Source organism: Pedobacter heparinus DSM 2366 (assembly GCF_000023825.1).
Taxonomy (GTDB): Bacteria; Bacteroidota; Bacteroidia; order Sphingobacteriales; family Sphingobacteriaceae; genus Pedobacter; species Pedobacter heparinus.
In genome coordinates this window covers 5,045,568-5,065,723 of sequence record NC_013061.1, presented here as the reverse complement: position 1 = coordinate 5,065,723, position 20,156 = coordinate 5,045,568, and the positions used below count along the sequence as shown (strand labels likewise).

Here is a 20,156-nt window from a genome sequence, read left to right as displayed (position 1 = left end):
TGGAAGGGATATAGGATTTTTAAAATGTATAACCAAGCGATAAGGCAAAACCACTGTTTTTAACTTTATCCTGATTTACATTCTCTTTAAATGCTCTTTGGAAGTCCATCGTGTACCTGCCATTTACGTTGATGTTAGGTGTAATGGCATAACCAAGCCCTATGGCAGCTCCGGCAATAGATTTTTCAAAGTTTTCCTTGCTGCTGCTGGACACAATTTCATTGCCATTGGATTTGATGGTTGATTTCTGGTCCAGTAAAAAAGAAACCTGGGGTCCTGCAAAAACAGTTAATTCGGGGCTGGCCTTATAACCGATCAGTACGGGAATATCAATATAAGATACCTTACTGTCAAATTCTCCGGTATTACCTGAAACTGTTTCTTTTAGTTTGCCACCTTTTTGTGTAAAGGTTGCTTCTGGCATAAAAGCAAAATTTCCGCCCATCGGCAAATCAGCGTAGATACCTGCCTGGAACCCTACCCGGTAATCTGTTGAATACAGTTGGTCTCCAAATTGTACCTTACCCATTTTCATCAGGTTGGCACCTGCCTTAATACCAAATCTCATCTTGTCATTTGCTGCCCTTTGTGAGGTTTGGGCATCTGCCCTGAAAGCTAAACTTCCTGCGGTTATACCCAGTGCTATAATGAATAATCGTTTCATAATTTCTGTTTTAAAATGGATTAAAATTCGAGATATGTATGGTAATAACCATGCCAGAAATGGCTGTATTTAGTGTTTTTAAGGGGTTGTTTTAGTGGTTAAACTGCTGATATTCAATGATTTTGGCTTGTTGTTTCTGCCAGTGTTTACCGGCCCTGCCAGATTTTTTTCGGGTGTATTAAATCTGGGACAGCTCCATTAAAAAAGCCGCCTTAGGGGGGCGGCTTTAAATGGAGTTTGTAAGGGTTTAAAATTTTATTCCAAGCCCTACAGAGAACACCTGGTTTTTATATTCAGGGGTTTCTCTGCTTCCATCTTCATTGTTTTTCTGGAAGTCCAGTGCATAACGGCCATGGATGTCGAATTTCTCGTTGATGTCATACCTGAAACCGATTAAACCACCAACCAGGCTTTTTTTGAAACGGTCTGATTTATCTTCGATAATCTGTTGCTCAGTAGACCCAAAACCGCTTTCAAATTTGTTCTTTGTCGACATTAAAAACGATACCTGCGGCCCTGCTACAAGGTTTAATCCGCTGCCACCCAGGTTAATGCTGGCCAGAATCGGAATGTCGATAAAACTGGTGGTTTGTGTAAAGTCGCCAAACACCGTTTCCGCTTTATATCCCTTGGTAGAATAAAGCAGTTCAGGAGTAAAGGCAAGACCAGTGATTAAAGGGATATCTAAAGTTACACCTGCATTAAACCCTGGATTTACTTTTGTTTTGAAATCGTTATTGCCATCACCTTTAATGATGTTTGGAACATTTAATCCTGCTTTAACACCCAATTTGATCTGTGCGCTGGCAGCAGTTGCTGCAAATAGGCCAATGGCCAAAATAATTACTTTTTTCATCTGTATATATTTTAAGTTAATGTAATAAGCTGGTTTTATCAGCAGATATCAGATCGCTTTGCCAGCTTTGGTGGCTCATCCCACCGCTAGGGGTATGTGAAAGAAATGTGCCAAAGCCTTATATTTCTACTGTTATAATTTGTTAAAAGGACAAGAACCAAGTTTGTACACAAGTGGTTAGATGTTTTAACATGCATTAACTTATATTTCATTTAACGGGAGCTGTTGTCAGAATTGTATCAAATTTGATACAATTGCTGCCGGGCACTTGTAAAAATTCTTTTAACACATCTAAAACAATTATCACTATCAAATTTTGCCGAAAAGGATATTTGAAAGGAACAGAAATGCCTGCCCGAAGTGTAAAAATGGAACTTTTGCTTAACTTTGAAGTTTAACCAATCCCCACACAAATGAATGTTAAGCATTTTTTTATAGCGACTTTACTTTTAATAACAACAGTACTTACTGCACAAGGCCAAACAAAAACATACTTACAAACACTGCAGGAACCCAACCACTGGGTAGATTCTGTATTTAAAAAACTGAGCAAACGACAAAAAATTGCCCAGCTTTTTTTTGTCAGGGCGCATACCAATTTTGGGAAAGCTTTTGAAGATTCTATAGGTAAAGTAATTAAAAAAGAACGCGTTGGTGGTCTGGTATTTTTCCAGGGTGGTCCGGGCAGGCAAGCCATTTTAACCAATACCTATCAGTCACTGGCCAGGGTACCTTTATTGATTACTTCTGATGGGGAGTGGGGATTGGGCATGCGTTTAGACAGTACCATTTCTTATCCTTACCAGATGGCGTTAGGAGCAGTACAGAATAAAGACCTGCTGTATAAAATGGGCCTTGAAGTTGCCAGAGATTATAAAAGAATTGGTATGCACATGAACTTGGCACCTGATGTAGACGTAAATAATAACCCTAAAAATCCAGTGATCAATTTCCGTTCTTTTGGCGAAAACAAATACAATGTAGCTACAAAAGCGGCTGCGTATATGAAGGGCATGCAGGATGGCGGCCTATTGGTGAGTATTAAACATTTTCCAGGACATGGAGATACGGATGTAGATTCGCACTACGACCTGCCCCAGCTAAATTTTACCCGGGCACGTCTGGATAGCCTGGAGATCTATCCCTTCAGAGAACTGATCCGGGAAGGTGCTGCAGGTGTAATGATTGCACACATGAACATTCCGGCATTGGACAATACCCCAAATATGCCTTCTACTTTATCTAAACCAATTGTAACCGGATTGCTTAAAGAAGAACTTGGGTTTAAAGGAATTGTGATCTCGGATGCGATGGGTATGAAAGGGGTGGTAAAAAATTTTAAAGATGGCGAAGCTGATGTAATGGGCATTATTGCCGGCAACGATATTTTAGAGTTGTCTGAAAACAGTGCAAGAGCCATAAAACTGGTACGTAAGGCCGTAAGAGCAGACAGGATCAGTATGGAACAGATCGACGCAAGTGTAAAAAAAATCCTTACAGCTAAATATTGGGCAGGTTTAAATGTTAAACAGAAAGTTGATGAAAATAATGTCGTAGCCGGGGTGAACAGACCAGAAAGCCTGGCATTGCTGCAACAGCTGGCCGATGCTTCTATGACAGTTTTAACGGGTAAAGACAATATCAAACAGCTAAGTGCAGAGAAAAGGACAGTTATCATTAGCGTCGGTACACCAGAGGTTACCACCTTTCAGCGCGAACTGGGTACTTATTATAAAAATTCGGTTTTTTATACGCTGGATAAAAATGCATCAGCCAGCCAGATTGCAAAGGTGCTGCGCGAGCTGAAAGCGTTTGACCAGCTGATAATAGGTATCCATGATACGCGTTTACGTCCGGGTAATGGCATGGTGTTGAGCGCCGACCTGAAAATATTTATTAAGGATATGGCCTTGAGCAACACTGTATTTGCTTTATTTGCCAATCCCTATAATTTGGCCGCCTTACCTGGTTTAGAGCAAAGCAAGGGCCTTATAGTTGCCTATCAGAAAGAAGACTTTATGCAGAAGGCTGCAGCTTCAGTAATTAAAAATCAGCTGGATGCTACCGGAAAACTGCCGGTTACAGTAAACTCCTTTTTTAAATACGGCGACGGATTGTAATATTGGGTTTTGCAGTTTTTAGATATCCATACGCATGATGAAAGCAGGGATGCCGGAGTTGAAAGTATCCTGAGTCTTTCTGTGACTGGGTATATCCCGCAAATACCGCTTAATGGCCGTTTCGTTTCAATAGGATTGCATCCCTGGTTTGCTACATTGGAGCACCTGGATGCTGATTATAACAGGCTTGCCACACTGGCAAAAAATCCCGAGGTTAAACTGATCGGCGAATGTGGCTTGGACCGGTTAAAAGGGGAAAAGCTGGAAAACCAGCTGATCATTTTAAAAAAACAGATGAAGCTGGCAGAAGAGCTTGGTAAACCGGTAATTTTGCATTGTGTAAGGTGTTTTGACGAATTGATGGCGCTGAAAAAAGAGTTGAAACCGACCGTTCCACTTATTGTTCATGGGTTTAATAAAAGTGAGGAGTTGGGCAGGCAACTGATGGACAAAGGGTTTTACCTTTCTGTCGGTAAAGCCATTTTGAAGCCCCATTCGGGTGCCGCGGCCCTGCTTAAACAAACTGATGTTTTCTTTTTGGAAACGGATGATGCAGGTTATGGAATTGAAGAAATTTACAGGACAGCAGCAAATTTAAAAAACACTACTGTAGAAGCGCTAAAAGCACTTATTTTTGCCAGCTGGAAAAAAATAAAGCTTATTTAGCATGTCTGATTTAAACTGGTTGTCGCGCTCAGCTTTGCTGGTCGGAAATGAAGGAATTGATATTTTGCAGCAAAAGCACGTGCTGGTAGTGGGCCTTGGTGGGGTAGGCTCTTTTGCTGCAGAGTTTATGTGCCGGTCGGGTATAGGTGAGCTTACGATTGTTGATGGAGATGTGGTTGATCCGAGCAACAGAAACAGGCAATTGCCTGCCCTGTCTACGAACCATGGGCTAAGCAAGGCTGATATCATGAAAGAACGTTTACTGGCCATCAATCCGGATCTGAAACTGCATGTCGTAAGAGATTTTTTAACCCCTGAAAAATGCCGGGTGCTGATGGATCAGCACTTTGATTACCTGATGGATTGCATAGATAGCATTACCCCAAAAGTTACCCTGCTGTCCAAAGCACTGGAAAAAGATATGCCCATTGTAAGTTCGATGGGTGCGGGTGGAAAACTAGACCCTACCCAGCTAAGGGTAACCTGGCTGCCAGATACCTATCAATGTGTTTTTGCCCAGTATGTACGGAAAAGACTGAAAAAACTGGTCAATTATGATAAGGTGAAAGCTGTCTTTTCTACCGAGGCCGTTGCCAAAAGTTCGCTGGTGATGACAGATGGCAGCAATTTCAAGCGTTCTGCGTATGGTACCATATCTTACCTGCCCGCTGCTTTTGGTGGGGTTTGTGCTTCAGTTGCGATCAGGGATTTGTTGAAACAGCCCATAACCATGGCAGAACGGCCACCAAGAATTGCTTCAAAAAAGAAGAAGAAGGTTTGATCAGGTAGATTTTATCTGAGGATGTTGTAAAATATTAATAGCTTTACTTAATGCCTCAACAGCCATTAAAAATATTACAAGCATCTGCGGGATCGGGTAAAACGTTCAGTTTAACAGCCCATTACTTAACCCTGCTTTTATCAGGTGAAAACAAATACCGTGAAATTCTGGCGGTAACTTTTACCAATAAGGCTACCGAAGAGATGAAAAGCCGGATACTGGATGTATTGCAGGGCTTTGCTACCGGGGATGAAAAATTTAACAGTTACCGCAATATTGTCCTGAATGCAAATCCGACATTAAACGCAGATCAGTTAAAAGAAAAAGCAGATCAGATTTACCGTAAAATCCTGCACGATTACAGTCGCTTTTCAGTAAGTACCATTGATGGTTTTGTGCAGAAAGTGATCCGTGGTTTTGCGTTTGAGCTGGGACTGGATGCCGGTTACAGTCTGGAAATGAACTATGATAAAGTGAAAGATGACCTGGTAGCTAAGCTGGACGAAGCCCTGGATCATAACAGGCAACTGTTACAGTGGATCATTGACCTTGCTATTGAGCGGATTAATGACAACAAAAGCTGGAACTATAAAACAGAGCTCTACAACCTGATCGGGGAAATATTCAAGGAACGTTTCCAGGTTTTTGAAGAGGCTATTGAAGCATTTGGCGACGATGGCATTGACGAGCTGTTTAAGCAGTATATCAGCATCACCAAAGCCGCCACCAAAAGTTTTGAAGAAGAGCTTACCAATCTGGCCATACAGGCGCAGGAGGTATTTAACCGGTTTGGCGTAGAAAAAGAGCATCTCAATAAGAAATCGGTCAGTCCGCTGGCTAAGATCCCTTTGGTCATTAACGGTGATTTTTCCAAAATAGAATCCCTGTTCAACTATATAGATGAACCGGAGATCTGGTTTCAAAAAAACACCAGTCTGGACGAAGTTTACCAGTTGCTGAACCCTATATTAAAAAACATAAAGGATTATTATTTAACCCATTTGCCCAATTATACCCTGGCCATTGCTTTTAGTAAAAATCTATATTATCTGAGGCTGATGCAGGAAGTAGCGTCCCTTTTAAAAGTTTACCGGCAGGAGAATGACAATTTGCTGATCAGTGATGCACAAAAGCTGATTACAGGAATTACAGATGATGCAGGAGATAACCCCTCTTTTATCTGGGAAAAGGTAGGTACCCGGTACCGGAATTTTTTATTCGATGAATTTCAGGATACTTCAACAAGTCAGTGGAACAGTTTCCGCTCATTACTCGCCAATGCTATTGCTACGCCAACTGAAGAATTTATTGACCATTTAATTGTTGGGGATACCAAGCAGTCAATTTACAGATGGCGTAATGGCGACTGGAACATTTTGCACCGGCAGGCGAAGTTTGACATTGGTGCCGGTCGCGTGCTGGAAGAAAGTCTGGAAGAGAATTACCGGAGTGCCGAGCATATCATTACTTTCAACAATTACATTTATAAAAAGATCCCGGATTTGCTTCAGGAGGAGTTGAACCAGGGTTTGGATGGAAAGCCGGAAGAGCTGAAGAACTGGTGGCAGGAGCAGCATTTTGATCGGGTCATTACTGATATATACAGTACCTCTACGCAGCAGTTTGCCCCTAACACCGCTATCGGCGGAACAATAAAACTCAGAAAAATCGGAAAAGAGGATGCCCCTGAAGAACTGCGTTTTACCGAAACCATATTCAGGGATATCTCGCTTAACGAAATCATTGTAGAAATTGGCGGGTTAAAGTCGGAACAGGGGTATGTGGCAAGAGATATCGCCATACTTGTCCGGTCAAATACTGAAGCCGTTACTACGGTTAAAAAACTGATGGATCAGGGTATTGATGTTATTTCAGGAGAAGCCTTACTGATTGCCAACAACCTGGCAGTTCAGCTCATTGTTGATACAATGAAAGCATTAATTGGCCTGGATGCAGAAACAGCCTTGTATAAGGCCAATTGTATCGCCTTGTACAATTCATTAAGGAATGTAAGTGCCGATGCCAATCATTATCTTAACCTTAACCATACCTCATTTAGTAGCTTAAGCGCAGTATTGCCGGCGTCTTTATGTGCAAGCTGGCAAAGCTGGATGCAGCTGCCATTGCCAGAACTTGTTGAAATTCTGATGGAGAGCTATGGACTGAGCCGTATGGAAGCACATCTTCCCTATCTGCTGGCTTTCCGTGACCTCGCGGGTAATGCCACAAGGCTTGGAGAAAAGGGAATTGTCGCCTTTTTAAACTGGTGGGATGAAGAAGGGATAAAAAAATCCCTGCCCTCTCCGGAAAGTGCAGATGCCATACAAGTGATTACCATACATAAATCTAAGGGGCTTGCTTTCAGAGCCGTTTTTATTCCTTTTTGTAACTGGGAAATTAAAGGAAAGGCGAATTCCATATTTTGGGTTTCAGCAGAAGAAACGGCATTTAAAGCCTTGCGGGGCATACCTTTAAAATACAATGAATCACTTGGTAACTCAGCGGTGGCAAAAGCCTATTATGAAGAGCTGTTGTATAACCATATGGATGCTTTAAACATGCTTTATGTAGCTACTACGCGGGCACGTGATTATTTGTATATCGCCACCATGGCTAAAAAGGACCCGGCCAGGCTCGGCACGATAGGTGATGTACTGAACAAGACTTTTGAAAATGATTTTGATGAAAACAACACTTATGAAATTATTGACGAAGTGCCGGCAAAAGAAGCACCGAAGAAAAAGGTAAAAGAAATAGAACTTGACCATTATCCAACCACCAGCCGGCTGGCAGAACTGTATGTTGCGGAGCAGGAACAGCATGCAAAACATATGCTGAATATTCAGAAATCAGGCAGGAGAGGCTCATTGCTGCACGATGTGCTGGCAAATGTGGCGAATACAGAAGAAGTAGATAACTACCTTGAAGGCCTGGCGCTGGAAGGCCTGATCCTGGAGAAAGAAAAAGCCGAACTCCGCAATTCGGTGCTGGAGGTTTTGAATCATGCCGACCTGCAGGCCATATTGAATAAAGCAACCCAAAGCATTACAGAAAAGAGCATCATAGATGCAGAAGGGAAAATGCACCGTCCTGATCGTGTGTTGATCAGTGCTGATGAAGTGATTATTCTGGACTATAAGTTTACCCTGCAGGAGTCGAAAGAACACATCACGCAGGTATTGAATTATAAAACCCTGTTTACCGGAATGGGATACAGCAAGGTAAGTGGTTATTTGTTTTATGCCGTAACCAAACAACTTAAATCTATTTAGTATGAAGCCATTTTTACAGGAGGTAGCAGCAGATCTGGTCGCAAGGTTTGGCGATGGCTTACAACATTGTGCAATTATTTTTAACAACAAAAGACCGGCAGCCTATTTACAGAAACACCTGGCCGACCTGATAAAAAAGCCTTTTTTTAGTCCCTCTTTTTTTACGGTTCAGGAGTTTTTTGCTAAATGGACCAATTACAGGATAGCCGATTTTTACATACAGTTTTTTACGTTGCATAAAATTTATAACCAGCTGCTCAAAGAAGAGGGGATGGAAAGCATTTCGGGGAATAAATTTTTTCCGCTGGCAAAAATTATATTGGCTGATTTTGCACAGATAGATATAGATCTGGTTGATGCGGATAAAATTTACCGGGACCTGGAAGACATATCTGTCATCAATAAAGATTTCGATTATTTAAGCCCTGAACAATATCAATATCTGTCGCAGTTCTGGACTTCCTATTCTGAAGGGAAACACAAAAGACAGCAGGAACTTTTTATAAAAATGTGGCGCAGAATGCCTAAACTTTATCATCAGTTTCATACTGCATTAAAGGAACAGGGTTTTGTAACCAATGGCGCAGTTTACAGGGGGCTGGCCGAAGGTAATGCCGGAGAACAAAATTTTATAAAGGGATTTGATAAGGGTAAAATCATTTTTGCTGGCTTTAATGCACTTAGTAACGCAGAGGCTAAGGTTTTTGTGAACTTACAGAAAGCCGGCAAAGCGTTGTTCTATTTTGATGCAGATAGCTATTACCTGGATGATCCGTTACAGGAAGCCGGGCTGTTTTTACGAAAAAATATTTATCAGCTGGGAATTAAAAACGTTTTTGAAAATAACCCCAGTTTAATCCGTACCGAAAAACACTGCGTTGACGTGTATAGTGTACAGGGGCAGACTGCACAAGCGAAGATTTTGAACAATATTTTAAAAGAGGACTATGCAAATGAGGCAGAAAGCCAGTCTGTTGTTGTGGTTTTGGCCGATGAGAGCCTGCTGATCCCTACTTTGCAAACCATACCAACAAACCATAATGGCCGGGAGCTGGAACTGAATGTCACTATGGGTTTTGCATTGGCGGCTTCAGGTGTATATGGGCTTATAGATCTCTGGTCGGGCTGTCAGCTGGAAATTCAGCAGACGGGGCGGTTGTCCTATAAGAATGTTGAGGCTTTCCTGACCCACCCTTTAACGGGGCTGAGACAAGCGATGCGGGATAAGATCAATACCGCGTTGCTGGCAGAAAAGGAAATAGAAGTGCCTTATACAAGATTGGTTAATCAGAAAGGACTTTTTGAGGTTTTCTTTAAAAAGCTGTTGCATGCCGGCGAAGTGATGGAACAGTTGCTCGAAGTGATGAATTTTGTACTCGCAAGGCTGTCCCATGCGGGTAATTTAAAAAAAATAGATGCTGAATTATTTGCAAAGGCCATTCAGGAGCTTAACAGGTTATACGATACTTTTGGTAAGCATGTTGACCATGAAGAAATCCCATTCATTATCTCATTGGTGCAGAAAGCAGTTATGGGGCTGGCAGTGCCGCTTTCCGGCGATCCTTTAAAAGGTATACAGGTAATGGGTTTACTGGAAACAAGAAATCTGAATTTTGACAAGGTAGTGATGCTGGGTTTCAATGAAGGGATTGTCCCCAAATCCTCAGTCGGGAATAGTTTTATTCCGGATAGCATCCGGCGTGTTTACGGCCTTCCTGTGCTGGAAAATCAGGATGCCATTTCTGCTTATATGGTTTACAGGCTTATTCAGCGTGCATCTGATGTAAGTTTTGTTTACAATAGTCTTACTGATGATGCTACATCCGGTGAACCCAGCAGAATTTTAAAACAGCTGGCCTACGAAAGTGGATTTGAGTTTAATTACCATACGCTGGATTTAAATGTAAGAACAGAGCCCCTTAAAGAAATCACAATTAAAAAAGAGGGCAATGAAGCCATACAACAAGGTTTGCAGCGATACCTCAACAAGCAAAAGACGCTTTCGCCGTCGGCGCTAACCCAGTATATCCTCAATCCAATCGATTTCTTTTTCAATTATATCGCAGGTATTAAGGAACCCAAGGAGATCAGTGCGGTTGTAGAGGCCAATGAAGTAGGGTCTATTTTGCACAAGGTGATGGAATATTTTTACAAAGATTGTATCCGTCAGGAAATCACATTGCCTTTGCTAAAGGAAAAGCGTAAAAAAATTCCGGCACTGACACAGAAAGCTTTTGCTGCAGTTATATTTAACAATCCTGAAAAACAAGCAGAATTTAAGGGGATGCAGAAAGTGATCCTTGCGATTGTTGAGGCTTATGTAAATATTATCGTAAGCCAGGATGAGCGCCAGACCCCCTTTATGATTGAAAGCCTTGAGCAGTGGGTGGAGGCAGATATCAGTTTCCCGCTTGGAGGAAGGGCAGCCAGCATCAGGATAGGGGGCATTATAGACAGGGTAGATCTAAAGGACGGTATTACAAGGATCATAGATTATAAAACCGGGAGCGACAAGCTGAATTATAAAGACATTCCTGAATTGTTTAATACGGATGGGAAACACATCAATAAGGCGCTGATCCAGACCTTGCTTTATACCTATATTTACGAGCAGTTTTCTGGTAAAACCGCAGTTGAGCCAAATTTATATGTGGTTAAAACCATGAGCCAGGAGGGGGTATGGTTTAAGTCGGGCAGGCAAAGCCTGTCTGGTTCTTACCTGGAAGAAGTGAAGCCAGAGTTCTTATCGGCCCTAAAAGAAAAGCTGACAGAATTATTTGAGGCTCCCTATTTTAAATCTTCCATTATTGAGGACAATTATAAATACTCCATTTATAAAACATTATTTGGTAAGTAGCCTGCAAAGAATAATTAAATCTATACAGTTTAATCCCCTTGCAAAACATATATTTCCGGCCCTAACGCTTTGTTTTTAAAGCTTTCAGCAATATGGATAAACTTGCATTTGAATGCAATTTTATCTAAGTTTGCCCCAGTAAATATTTGAATATACAATGAGAGAGATTCAATTTAGAGAAGCTTTGCGTGAGGCCCTTAGCGAAGAAATGCGTAAAAATGAAAACGTTTTCCTTATGGGCGAGGAAGTTGCGCAATACAACGGCGCTTATAAGGTTAGTCAGGGCATGCTTGATGAATTTGGCGATAAACGTGTAATTGATACACCGATTGCTGAACTGGGTTTTGCCGGGATTGCCATAGGTGCTGCAATGAACGGATTGACTCCGGTTGTAGAGTTTATGACTTTTAACTTCTCTTTGGTTGCTATTGATCAGATCATTAACGGTGCAGCTAAAATGTTGTCTATGAGTGGCGGACAGTTTCCTGTGCCAATCGTATTCCGTGGCCCAACTGGTAATGCTGGTCAGCTTGGTGCACAGCACTCTCAGAATTTTGAGAACTGGTATGCCAACTGTCCGGGTTTAAAGGTTGTTGTTCCTTCAACACCTTACGAAGCTAAAGGATTGCTTAAACAAGCTATATTAGATCCTGATCCGGTTATTTTTATGGAATCAGAGGTGATGTATGGAGATAAAGGAGAGGTTCCTGAAGAAGAATATTACCTGCCAATTGGTAAGGCCAATGTAGTAAAAGAGGGATCGGACGTAACTATCGTTACTTTTGGAAAAATGCTTACCCGTGTGGTAAATCCTGCTGTAGAGGAGCTGACCAAGGAAGGCATCAATGTTGAGGTCATCGATTTGCGTACTGTACGTCCTATCGATTATGCAACGATAATCGAGTCGGTGAAGAAAACAAACCGCCTGCTGGTGGTTGAAGAAGCCTGGCCTTTGGCTTCTATTTCGTCTGAAATCGCATTTAACGTTCAGAAAAATGCTTTTGATTATTTAGATGCACCTGTATTGCGTATTACCTGTGCAGATGTGCCTTTGCCTTACGCTCCTACACTGATTGCAGCAAGTTTACCTAATGCAGAGAAAGTAGTAAAAGCAGTAAAAGAGGTCATGTACCTGAACAAATAAGCTGTTGTTTCTTTTAAACACATTATGATATATTGATCCTGCCGGTAATACCGGCAGGATTTTTTATTAACATTATATTTATTTGAGATGTCAATTGTTAGAATTAATTTTGGCGGCAATTGTACGTTAGGATATCAAACAGAAATTAAATGAGCAATCATTCTAAAATCATTGCTGCTGAACTGGCAGTAACGGAAAAGCAGGTCATCGCTACTATTGAATTACTGGATGAGGGGGCAACGGTTCCCTTTATTTCACGTTACCGGAAAGAAGTGACAGGAAGTCTGGATGAAGTGCAGGTAGCAGGTATCCGCGATAGGTTCCAACAGTTAAGAGAGCTGGATAAACGTCGGGAAGCCATTTTAAAAGCCCTAACAGCGCTGGATAAACTTACACCTGAGCTGGAAGCACAAATTAATGCGGCAACCAATATTGCAGCAATTGAAGATATTTATCTGCCTTATAAGCCCAAACGCAAAACCAGAGCATCTGAGGCCCGGAAAAAGGGATTGGAACCCTTGGCGTTATTTATCCTGGAGCAGGCTAAAACGGATCCGGAAATTGAAGCAGGTAAATTTTTAAATGATGAGCTTGGGGTCGGATCTTTAGAAGATGCGCTTGCTGGTGCAAGGGATATCATTGCCGAATTGGTCAATGAAAATGCAGAGGCCAGAACTGCAATGCGGAATTATTTCCAGCAAAAAGCTGTATTTAAGTCTGCCGTAATTAAGGGCAAAGAAGAAGAAGGGATTAAGTATAAAGATTATTTTGACTGGCAGGAACCGTTAAAAAATGCGCCATCACACCGGGTTCTGGCTATACGCAGAGGCGAAAATGAGGCGATCCTGAAACTGGAGGCCATGCCCGAGGAAGATGGTGCCATCAGGATTTTGGAAAGCCAGTTTGTTAAAGGGAATAATGCCTGTGCAGATCAGGTAAAACTGGCTATACAGGATAGTTATAAGCGTTTGCTGGGGCCTTCGATGGAAACGGAGATCCGTAATCTTTCTAAGGAAAAAGCAGATGAAGAAGCCATTCGTGTATTTGCAGAAAATGCACGCCAATTGTTGCTCGCCGCCCCAATGGGACAGAAAAATGTGCTGGCTATAGACCCTGGTTTCCGTACAGGTTGTAAAGTGGTATGTTTGGATAAGCAGGGCAAATTATTGGAAAATGCAACCATATATCCACATACCGGACAGGGGAATGTTAAAAAAGCGGGCGACAAGATTAAGGAGCTTTGTGCCAAATATGAAATTGAGGCTGTTGCTATCGGCAATGGTACCGCGGGCCGCGAAACAGAAGTGTTTGTACGTGCGCTGAATATTCCGGGCATCGTAGTTGTGATGGTGAGTGAAAACGGGGCCTCCATTTATTCCGCTTCGGAAGTGGCGCGTGAAGAATTCCCTACACAGGACATTACGGTCAGAGGTGCTGTTTCCATTGGCCGCAGGTTAATGGACCCGCTGGCCGAGCTGGTAAAAATAGACCCTAAATCGATAGGTGTAGGGCAGTACCAGCATGATGTAGACCAGAACAAACTGCAGGCCTCACTGGATGATACGGTGATGAGTTGTGTAAATGCTGTAGGTGTGGAATTGAATACGGCCTCTAAACAGGTGCTTGCCTATGTTTCAGGCTTGGGTCCGCAGCTGGCACAAAATATTGTGGCTTACCGCAATGAGCACGGTGCATTCAAAAACCGTGAAAGTTTGAAGAAAGTTCCCCGTTTGGGTGATAAAGCTTTTGAACAGGCGGCAGGATTTTTAAGGATCAGGAATGCAGAAGCCGTATTGGATTCCAGCGGTGTACACCCGGAACGTTATGCATTGGTCCATAAAATGGCCAGAGACCTGAACTGCAGCATTAATCAGCTGGTAAAAGATCCGTCTTTACAGCAGCAGATTAAGCTACAGCAATATGTAAGTGACGATATTGGCTTACCAACCCTGAACGACATCATGAGCGAATTGGCTAAGCCAGGGAGAGATCCGCGTGAACAGTTCGAGGTGTTTAGTTTTACGGAAGGGGTAAATGAAATTTCCGACCTGAAAGTGGGTATGAAATTGCCGGGTATTGTTACCAATATTACCAATTTTGGTGCTTTTGTAGACATCGGTGTACACCAGGACGGCCTGGTGCATACCAGCCAGATCTCGGACAAGTTTGTGGCCAATGCCGCAGATGTGGTTAAGGTACATCAGAAGGTAGAGGTGACCGTGGTTGAAGTTGATGTGGCCCGTAAAAGGATTTCTCTGTCTATGAAAAAAGAAGTTGGCGCAAAACCTAAAAGCGAACAGCATAAGCAGGCTGATAAGGCTAAAAAGTTTGTGAAGACTAATGGATCTGCCCAACATAAAAAGCCAATAAAGCCGCAACACAGTCATAAAGGGGGGCAAAAAGAAAAGCCGCTGCCCGATGGTGACCTGCAGATGAAATTAGCGGCGTTGAAAAATATGTTTAAAACTGAAAAATAACCGTTCTCCTCGCAGTCTGGAACAAGTTGCGCTGAAGAAGCGCAAATTTTTCAGTAGCGTTTATTGGCTTTAGCCAGCAGATTGGTTGGGCCTTTGGTGCGGCTTAACTATAAAAGGAGTATCAGAGGCGTGTAAAAGGACTAAGGTAGGGGTCTGCAAGGACGCCTACCTCCTGCACAACTCCTTTAACAGGGGTTTTTTAGGCCAAGTTCTTATAGGGCGCAATGCATGTGCTACCGGAGCCCTGCCTGTAAATCAATTCTGGCTTTAAAGCTCAATTTGCCTTCGGATGCTTTCTTCCAGTGATATCAATGTTTCAGTACGTTGAATTCCGGGCACTGCCTGTATTTCTTCATTCAGCACATGCCTCAGGTGGCTGGTATCCCTGCAGATGATCTTGGCAAACATACTGTATGCCCCGGTAGTGTAATGAAGCTCTACAACTTCTTTAATTTTGCTCAGCTGTTCTACAGCATCTTTATATTGGATACCCTTTTCCAGATAGATACCGAGGAAGGCTGTTACATCATAACCGGCTTTTTGCGGGTCAATAATTAAATGCGAGCCTTTGATGATGCCCATCTCCTGCAGCTTTTTCATACGAACGTGTATGGTACCGCCCGAAACGATCAGATCTTTGGCAATTTCAGTATAAGGTTTGGTTGCGTCATGCATCAATTGCTTCAAGATGTCTATATCCAGGTTATCAATTTCTAAATTTTGGCTTTCTTTTCTAAGCATGATTTTGATATTTGTTAACGATAATCAAATATAATTATTAATATGATAAAAATAAAATTAAATGATTAAAATATTTGCAACGTATTGAGGTTGTTGTTACATTTGTATCAAGCAAGTAATAAAAAATAGTTCTTTAACATTTGCTTATACTCTGTAGGGTGGTGAAATTGGCAGACGCACCTCCTTGTCTCGGTGGTGGAGAAAATGGAAAACCCGTAAGGGCTAACTACTCCTTGAAGGTTCGACTCCTTCCCCTACAGCTAATTAAGTTTAAGGTCAGAATCAACCTAAACCAAATCTTAAACTTAATGAATTAGTACTTTATATCATGTTGGGTGGTGAAATTGGCAGACACGCCTTCTTGTCTCGGTGGTGGGGATAAATGGATAAACGCAGTTTATGGGTTGACCACAAATTAATTTTTGAACTGTAGCTAACTACCCCTTGAAGGTTCGACTCCTTCCCCAACAGCCAGTTTTTTTATGAATAATAAGTTAGTTAAAAACGAGTGACCTTGGATGGGGTCACTCTTTTTTTTGTCTTATTTTAAGCTTTTCAGCAGGTACTTGTCACTGAATTTTTTGTCTAATTGTTTATGAAGATTATCCAGATTGATATCCCTGCCCTGGATAAACGCTCTTTCCACTTTATTGGTCTTCATGTCCAACGCATCCCCGGACGAAATAAAGAAAGTCGCATCCTTACCGATTTCCAGGCTACCCGCAATCTTTTCAATACCTAATGCTTTAGCGGTGTTTAAGGTAATGGTTTGTAAAGCTTTTTCTTTGTCAAGACCCCAGGCCGTTATTGTTCCTGCCATAAAAGGCAGGTTCCGCAGTTGCCAGTAGCTGTGCAGGCTCATCACTACATTGATTCCGGCATTGGCCAGTAAACCTGCATTTTTATAGGGCAGGTTTACATCGTCGTCGCTGTTATTGGGCAAATTGTGTGGCTCCTTTACCACCACCGTAATATTGTTCTCTTTTAAGAAGGGGATAGCCAGATAGGCTTCATCTCCACCAACCAGGACCGGTGTAATGCCATATTTTTTTGCAAATTTTACTGCAGTAATGATGTCTTTCTCTGCATTTGCATGGATAAACAGTTTTTGCGAACCATCAAACAGGTGCCTCATGGCAGCCAGACGGGCATTTACCACTGCTGGTTTATCTGTTTCGGCATAAGCTTTTGCTTCTGCAAAGAGCTGTTCAAGGTCATTAATCGCCTGCTGTGTGCGCTCTTTAAAAACTTCGGCCTGGGCCATGGCCCTGTTTCCCGAACTGCTGAATTTTGAGGTAACCGGCCAGTTTAAATGCTGGGCATCGTCTTTTCTTATTGCTGCATCTTCCCAGTTCCAGGCATCCAGCTGTACAACTGATGAGCTGCCCGACAAGGTGCCACCCTGAGGTGTAATCTGAGCCATCAGCACACCATTGCTCCTTATGGTAGCGGGTACTTTTGAATCTGTATTATAGGCTACCAGGGCCCTGATGTGTGGGTTCAGTTCGCCAATTTCATTATAATCCAATGTTGCCTTTACTGAACTGATCTCTACCAGTCCGAGATTGGTAACCGGCGCTATGAAACCCGGATATACCTGTTTACCATTTGCGGTAATTACTATGGCGCCTGTAAGGTCAATACGGGCAACTGTAGCATCTCCTACACCGGTAATTTTTCCTTTATCAAATATCAGGTATCCGGTTTCTACAACCTGTCCGTTACCGATGTGTAGTTTTGCCCCCATAATCACTGTTCTTGTATCCTGTGGTTTTGCCGGAGAAATATTGGCCTGCGCCAGACAGTTCAGGCTAATGGCTAATGGTAAGAGGATTAAAATGTACTTATTCATGGTTATGGCTCCTTTCTGACTCATTCAGCTCAATAGAATAATCTTCAATCGTTTCGCAATGGAATTGCCGCTGTATTTCTGCTTTCGGGCGTTGGGTCTTGGAACCTTTATCTTTACTTTCTTTCATCTTCAGGATCAGTCTTGCCCGTTCTTCATTTTGTGTTTTTCTGAGTTCGGCATCACGTTCTATATCCCAATAAGGGATTCCATCAATGAAGGTCTTTTCTGCTTTTGCATAAATGGATAAAGGATGGGCAGACCAGACTACGATATCTGCATCTTTACCAACTTTTAAACTGCCAACCCGGTTGTCTATATGCAGCATTTTTGCCGGGTTTAAGGTTACAAATTTAAGCGCCTCTTCTTCCGGGACATCTCCGTATAAAATGGCTTTCCCGGCCTCCTGATTTAGACGCCGGGCCATTTCAGCATCGTCAGAGTTAAATGCTGTGGTGATGCCTATGTTGTGCAGTATTTTCCCGTTATAGGGAATGGCCTCTGCTACCTCCATTTTGTATGCCCACCAGTCAGAGAAGGTAGAAGCGCTGATGCCACGAGCCTTCATCTTGTCGGCCACTTTATATCCTTCCAGAATGTGGGTAAAAGTATTTATCCTGAAGCCCAGGCTATCGGCTACCTTCATCAGCATGTTGATTTCAGACTGTACATAAGAGTGGCAGGTAATGAAACGTTTGTTGTCCAGTATTTCAACAATAGCATCAAGTTCCAGGTCGCGGCGGGCCATATTGCCTTTCTTTGCCATTTCAATCTTATAGGCTTTGGCACGTGTAAACTGATCTGCAAAGGTTTGTTCAACCCCCATTCTGGTTACCGGAAAACGTGCGCCACTGCCACTAAAATTACTCTGCTTCACATTTTCTCCGAGTGCAAACTTTATAAAACCATCAGCGCCTTCAAATTTAAGTTCATCCGGCAGTTTCCCCCATCTGAGTTTAATGAGTTGTGATTGGCCGCCAACGGGGTTTGCAGAACCATGGAGAATTTGTGAAGTGGTTACACCACCTGCAAGCTGGCGGTAAATGTTTATATCTTCAGAATTGATGATGTCGCCCACCCTAACCTCTGCAGAAGAGGCCTGGGCCCCTTCATTGATACCGCCGGTCATGGCAATGTGCGAGTGTTCATCTATCATTCCCGCGGTAATGTGTTTTCCTGTAGCATCAATTACTTTAGCATTACCGGCATTCAGGTTTTTACCAACAGCTTTGATTTTACCATTTTCTATAAGCACATCTGCATTTTGCAGGATACCTTCCTTTTCGTTGGTCCATATGGTTGCATTTTTCAGCAAAACGTTTTGCTGCTTTAGTGGGGCGAGGTTGCCAAAACGGGCAAAAGGGAACAGTAGTGCTCCCGGGCTATCCGTTTTTAGCTCTTCCTGTTTTTTGGCCACAAGCTTTGAGGTGTCTTTCCCGGTATCTTTTTTAAACACGATAAAACGCTTACCCTGTATCCAGTTCTCTTCAATAACGGTTTCTTTGTTAAAGAGGCTATCTGATGTAATGATAAAATTGGCCAGCTTACCGGTTTCCAGCGTGCCTGTCTTATCGGCTATTCCAATCATTGCAGCCGGAATTTCTGTAAGGGCCAGTAAGGCTTGTTTTTTTGTTAACCCATTGTTGATAGCCTGGGCAATGTTTGGCCAGAAATCCTTAACACTCTCGAGGCCATGCGTACTGAGTGAAAACCTGATGCCGGCTTTTTCAAGTGCTGCGGGGTTTGTAGGGGCCAGTTCCCAGGCTTTCATCTGGGCCAGGCTAATGTCCCTTGCTTCAACCGTATCTTCTACGTTGTATGCCCGAATAAAATTTACCGGAACAATGAGGCTGGCACCGGTTGCTTTAACCGCAGTTATCCGTTGATACTCATCTCCGTTGGATTTGATAATATATGATTTGCCAAACTCTTTAGCGATTTTATCTACGCGCAGTATATTTTGCCAGCCATCTGCCTCAAAGATCTGGGGAATGTTTTGCTGCTTATTAAAGGCATCCAAAGAGATGTTGTATTCCTCCTTCTGTTTACTGTACCATTGTGCATCGTAATGGGTTTGACGCAACAATGCAACTGCCCCCATTAAAGATGTTGGATAGTCGTTTTGTGAGGTCCCTTTGTTAAAAGAGTAATTGGCGGCCGACTGGGGGTTCAATATGGTATTGTTTTCTTTTTCATCACTTAAAGTTACTGCGGCCGATGTGCCGCGGGCAATGCCATCACGGTTAACCACATTAACACTGCCGAAACCAGCTTTACGCAGTTCGTCGGCCTTTTTATTATCGGCAGAAAACATGGTGCTGGCCTGGGTTTCTGCCTTTATGGCTTCGTTCCACCCATAGGCCCCTTTTTTGGTAGAGGTAAAAATAGATTGCCGGCCACTGCTTCCTGTCCGTGTAGCTTCTGGCATTCCATAACTGGTAAAAGCATCAATAAGTGAGGGATAAATGAATTTGCCTTTAAGGTCGATCACAACGTAGCCCTTAGGAATAGCCAGTCCACTACCTGTGGCTTGTATGGTTTGTCCTTTAATCAATAGTGTACCATTACTAATGGTTTTTTGAGCGCTGATTACAATACTGGCATTTGTAAAGGCGTATAAGCCCTGTCGGATATCGTAAGTGCCATTAACCGGATAAGTTTGCTGTGCAAAAAGATAATTTACAGCTAACAAAAAGGCGAAGAGGAGCAGGATTTTCTTCATAAATAAT

General features: G+C 42.6%; 12 protein-coding genes and 2 tRNA genes. 9 read left to right on the top strand and 5 right to left on the bottom strand.

The window, feature by feature from the left end; genetic code table 11:
* Positions 1-19: 19 nt before the first annotated feature.
* Positions 20-664, bottom strand: coding sequence for a porin family protein (locus tag PHEP_RS20870; protein WP_015809984.1), 645 nt, complete (start codon positions 662-664; stop codon positions 20-22).
* A 247-nt stretch (positions 665-911) separates the two neighbouring features.
* Positions 912-1,520, bottom strand: coding sequence for a porin family protein (locus PHEP_RS20865; protein WP_015809983.1), 609 nt, complete (start codon positions 1,518-1,520; stop codon positions 912-914).
* Between the two features lie 413 nt (positions 1,521-1,933).
* Here PHEP_RS20865 and PHEP_RS20860 point away from each other — a divergent pair, with 413 nt between their 5' ends.
* The 7 genes from PHEP_RS20860 to PHEP_RS20830 all read left to right on the top strand — a co-directional run bounded on the left by PHEP_RS20860 (position 1,934) and on the right by PHEP_RS20830 (position 14,837).
* Complete coding sequence (locus PHEP_RS20860; protein ID WP_015809982.1) at positions 1,934-3,640, top strand: glycoside hydrolase family 3 protein; 1,707 nt, start codon at positions 1,934-1,936, stop codon at positions 3,638-3,640.
* A 9-nt stretch (positions 3,641-3,649) separates the two neighbouring features.
* A complete protein-coding gene (locus PHEP_RS20855; RefSeq protein WP_015809981.1) occupies positions 3,650-4,306 on the top strand; it encodes a TatD family hydrolase in 657 nt (218 codons plus the stop codon).
* A 1-nt stretch (position 4,307) separates the two neighbouring features.
* Entirely contained in the window at positions 4,308-5,087 is a 780-nt protein-coding gene (locus tag PHEP_RS20850; RefSeq protein WP_015809980.1) for a tRNA threonylcarbamoyladenosine dehydratase, read from the top strand.
* Between the two features lie 50 nt (positions 5,088-5,137).
* Entirely contained in the window at positions 5,138-8,359 is a 3,222-nt protein-coding gene (locus tag PHEP_RS20845) for a UvrD-helicase domain-containing protein (protein WP_015809979.1), read from the top strand.
* Between the two features lies 1 nt (position 8,360).
* A complete protein-coding gene (locus tag PHEP_RS20840) occupies positions 8,361-11,216 on the top strand; it encodes a PD-(D/E)XK nuclease family protein (protein WP_015809978.1) in 2,856 nt (951 codons plus the stop codon).
* Positions 11,217-11,373: 157 nt separating this feature from the next.
* Complete coding sequence (locus tag PHEP_RS20835) at positions 11,374-12,360, top strand: pyruvate dehydrogenase complex E1 component subunit beta (RefSeq protein WP_015809977.1); 987 nt, start codon at positions 11,374-11,376, stop codon at positions 12,358-12,360.
* Between the two features lie 149 nt (positions 12,361-12,509).
* Positions 12,510-14,837, top strand: coding sequence for a Tex family protein (locus PHEP_RS20830; protein ID WP_015809976.1), 2,328 nt, complete (start codon positions 12,510-12,512; stop codon positions 14,835-14,837).
* Positions 14,838-15,104: 267 nt separating this feature from the next.
* On the opposite strand, the gene PHEP_RS20825 is transcribed toward PHEP_RS20830, so the two are convergent.
* Positions 15,105-15,578 (bottom strand): Lrp/AsnC ligand binding domain-containing protein, encoded by a 474-nt coding sequence (locus tag PHEP_RS20825; RefSeq protein ID WP_015809975.1) that lies wholly within the window; start codon positions 15,576-15,578, stop codon positions 15,105-15,107.
* A gap of 152 nt (positions 15,579-15,730) precedes the next feature.
* Between PHEP_RS20825 and PHEP_RS22120 the strand changes: the two genes are divergently transcribed.
* Positions 15,731-15,838: transfer RNA gene (locus tag PHEP_RS22120), tRNA-Asp, on the top strand.
* A 69-nt stretch (positions 15,839-15,907) separates the two neighbouring features.
* Positions 15,908-16,052 (top strand) — tRNA-Asp (locus PHEP_RS22115).
* Positions 16,053-16,119: 67 nt separating this feature from the next.
* Here the strand turns inward: PHEP_RS22115 and PHEP_RS20820 are convergent.
* Positions 16,120-17,430, bottom strand: a complete 1,311-nt coding sequence (locus PHEP_RS20820; protein ID WP_015809974.1) for an amidohydrolase family protein — start codon at positions 17,428-17,430, stop codon at positions 16,120-16,122.
* The gene (locus tag PHEP_RS20815; protein ID WP_015809973.1) at positions 17,423-20,149 is read right to left on the bottom strand and encodes an amidohydrolase family protein; all 2,727 of its coding nucleotides are present in this window, start codon (positions 20,147-20,149) and stop codon (positions 17,423-17,425) included. Before PHEP_RS20815 ends, PHEP_RS20820 begins: the two co-directional genes overlap by 8 nt.
* Positions 20,150-20,156 lie beyond the last annotated feature (7 nt).

Coding starts and splice junctions, on each gene's coding strand:
- PHEP_RS20870 (WP_015809984.1), bottom strand. CDS start 664: ATGAAACGATTATTCATTATAGCACTGGGTATAACCGCAGGAAGTTTA.
- PHEP_RS20865 (WP_015809983.1), bottom strand. CDS start 1,520: ATGAAAAAAGTAATTATTTTGGCCATTGGCCTATTTGCAGCAACTGCT.
- PHEP_RS20860 (WP_015809982.1), top strand. CDS start 1,934: ATGAATGTTAAGCATTTTTTTATAGCGACTTTACTTTTAATAACAACA.
- PHEP_RS20850 (WP_015809980.1), top strand. CDS start 4,308: ATGTCTGATTTAAACTGGTTGTCGCGCTCAGCTTTGCTGGTCGGAAAT.
- PHEP_RS20845 (WP_015809979.1), top strand. CDS start 5,138: ATGCCTCAACAGCCATTAAAAATATTACAAGCATCTGCGGGATCGGGT.
- PHEP_RS20840 (WP_015809978.1), top strand. CDS start 8,361: ATGAAGCCATTTTTACAGGAGGTAGCAGCAGATCTGGTCGCAAGGTTT.
- PHEP_RS20835 (WP_015809977.1), top strand. CDS start 11,374: ATGAGAGAGATTCAATTTAGAGAAGCTTTGCGTGAGGCCCTTAGCGAA.
- PHEP_RS20830 (WP_015809976.1), top strand. CDS start 12,510: ATGAGCAATCATTCTAAAATCATTGCTGCTGAACTGGCAGTAACGGAA.
- PHEP_RS20825 (WP_015809975.1), bottom strand. CDS start 15,578: ATGCTTAGAAAAGAAAGCCAAAATTTAGAAATTGATAACCTGGATATA.
- PHEP_RS20820 (WP_015809974.1), bottom strand. CDS start 17,430: ATGAATAAGTACATTTTAATCCTCTTACCATTAGCCATTAGCCTGAAC.
- PHEP_RS20815 (WP_015809973.1), bottom strand. CDS start 20,149: ATGAAGAAAATCCTGCTCCTCTTCGCCTTTTTGTTAGCTGTAAATTAT.